The sequence below is a fragment of the Paenibacillus sp. P4_A7 genome, assembly GCF_056402455.1.
In genome coordinates this window covers 1-2206 of the sequence record NZ_JBFUHJ010000662.1, presented here as the reverse complement: position 1 = coordinate 2206, position 2206 = coordinate 1, and the positions used below count along the sequence as shown (strand labels likewise).

Sequence of the window (2206 nt, the reverse complement as noted above, 5' to 3'; positions counted from 1 at the left end):
TGCCGGATGGAGTGGTGGGAAAAAAGACATACGCAGCCAAAACTTTAACTGCTCGCTCTTTTGAAACAAATCAATGACTAATTGCAGATATCCAAATAAATCTGCTTTGGGATTTTGGGTATCCACTTTACTCAAATATTCTAGTTTCGAGGAGATTTCTGCCTCTTTGGCATCTTGTAAAACTTGTAGAAACAGATCATCTTTCCCTTTGAAATGAGCATAAAGAGACTGTTTTTTCATACCGACATTCTCGGCAATTTGAGACAGAGAAGCTCCCTCATACCCATGAATTGTGAAAAATTTTAAAGCGACGTCTTTAATCTCTTTACTTTTCAATAGAATCACCTCGACACTAACGAACGTTCGTCAGGTATTTTATCAAATTTAATTTTGATATGCAAATGTAAATTACCGCTGACTCTCCCAAATCGCAGTATTATATGAAGTATGCAGATGTGATACCAATTGAGTTGGTTGAACTAATCGGCAACCAAGGAGAGGACGGTGCTTGGGAGCCCAATTGGATATCAATACGAAGATGAACGGTTGCGTGCAAAGAAGAATGGAAAGTCATTCTAACCATTGAGGAAAAACAACAGTTAAAAGCATGTAAAGTGAAAATAAAAGAGATTGCTTAACACTAGCAGTGATAAGGTCAGGGGTTCGATCGCCTATTCTCCACCATAGTTTTCCTTCAAAACGACAGAGATGTCGTTTTTTTATTTCTTCTCTCGAAATGAAGTCAAGAAGTCATCCCACGGAGTGTTCGTACCGCTTATGAAACACTCGTCCTTGCCGGACATCCGATGTCAGTGATCAAGCCATATGTAATAAAAGTTTGACCTTTTAATGTTTTATTGATATAAATGGATTGTGTGATTCAATCCATTTAATTTTCTTAATASAAGTAAGGAGTGTCCCTTCAATGAGTCCTACCTTATCCCGTGAGAACTATTTCATAACTGTGATAAATAAACTTAATAAACATCAAGTAGAGAGGGGGAGCTTGGAACAAGAACTGCAAGAACTGCTATTGGATCTTGCTGAATCCGTTCAGTTTAAGAAAGAGATTAGTGTAGTGATGGTAAAAAGAATTAATAGCCTTTTTGAACGGTACCAAGCCGTTCGACTGAAAGTAAGCATTGTTCCAAGGATAGAGAATTTATCTATTGATATGCCAATTAATGAGCGAAAAAAAGAAGAGCAGCAACAAATCCTATTACATACTGAATTTGTAGATGAGACCGATAAAATGAAGCGAATGTATATGGAGTCGATTATAAGTTTACTTGAGGCGATGGAAAAGAAACAGTTGGATTTGCAAAAGTGTGTACAATGTGACAGTTGGTTTATTCCTTATCAACGAGCTCAAGTAACTAAGTTTTKCAGTTCCAAATGCCGCAATCGCTTTAATTATCTACTTAGAAATATAGACAAATAKGAGACGGTTAAATGATTATTCTGAAATCCGATGAAGAAATMAAGATAATGAGAGAAGCAGGACGTATTGTTGCAGAGTGTCATGCTTTCATAGCAGAAACAATTAAGCCGGGTATAACAACACTAGCGATTGATCAACTAATTGAGGAGCGGATACGCTCACGAGGAGCGACTCCCAGTTTCAAGGGACATAATGGCTTTACGGCTTCCATCTGTGTTGCCAAGAATGATGTTATTTGTCATGGCTTTCCTGACTCCAACCCTTTGCTTGATGGAGATGTGGTAACAATTGATATTGGTGCTTTTTATAATGGTTACCACGGGGACTCGGCATGGACCTATGCGGTAGGAAACGTTTCTCAGGAAATTGAAAAACTGATGGAGGTATGTCATCAAAGCTTAATGCTTGGCATTGAACAGGCAGTGGTTGGAAATCGGATTGGTGATATCGGTTATGCGATAGATACATATGCAAAGCATTTCGGATACGGGAATGTTAAAGAATTTACTGGTCATGCGGTGGGAAAAGATTTGTGGGAGGAACCGGCTGTCCCTCATTATGGTAATAAGGAACAGGGAGTGCGATTGAAGAAGGGTATGGTTCTTGCTATCGAGCCTATGCTTACGCTAGGCAGTTGGCGCGCTTATGTTGAAAGTGACGGCTGGACTGCCCGAACAATTGATCACTCCATATGCGTTCAGTATGAACATACCGTTGCGATTACAGATAATGGACCCCAAATACTTACTGTGCTATGACGATAGA

General features: G+C 39.2%; 3 protein-coding genes. 2 read left to right on the top strand and 1 reads right to left on the bottom strand.

Translation table 11 applies throughout. The features are described from left to right. Positions 1-336: TetR/AcrR family transcriptional regulator (locus AC1DWN_RS32610; protein ID WP_477562990.1), on the bottom strand; the 336-nt coding region annotated here is incomplete at its 3' end. A gap of 589 nt (positions 337-925) precedes the next feature. On the opposite strand from AC1DWN_RS32610, the gene AC1DWN_RS32605 reads away from it, so the two are divergent. Both AC1DWN_RS32605 and map read left to right on the top strand, forming a co-directional pair. Next, a complete protein-coding gene (locus AC1DWN_RS32605) occupies positions 926-1456 on the top strand; it encodes a hypothetical protein (RefSeq protein WP_477562989.1) in 531 nt (176 codons plus the stop codon). Further along, entirely contained in the window at positions 1453-2199 is a 747-nt protein-coding gene (map, locus tag AC1DWN_RS32600) for a type I methionyl aminopeptidase (RefSeq protein ID WP_477562988.1), read from the top strand. Before AC1DWN_RS32605 ends, map begins: the two co-directional genes overlap by 4 nt. Positions 2200-2206: the final 7 nt, after the last annotated feature.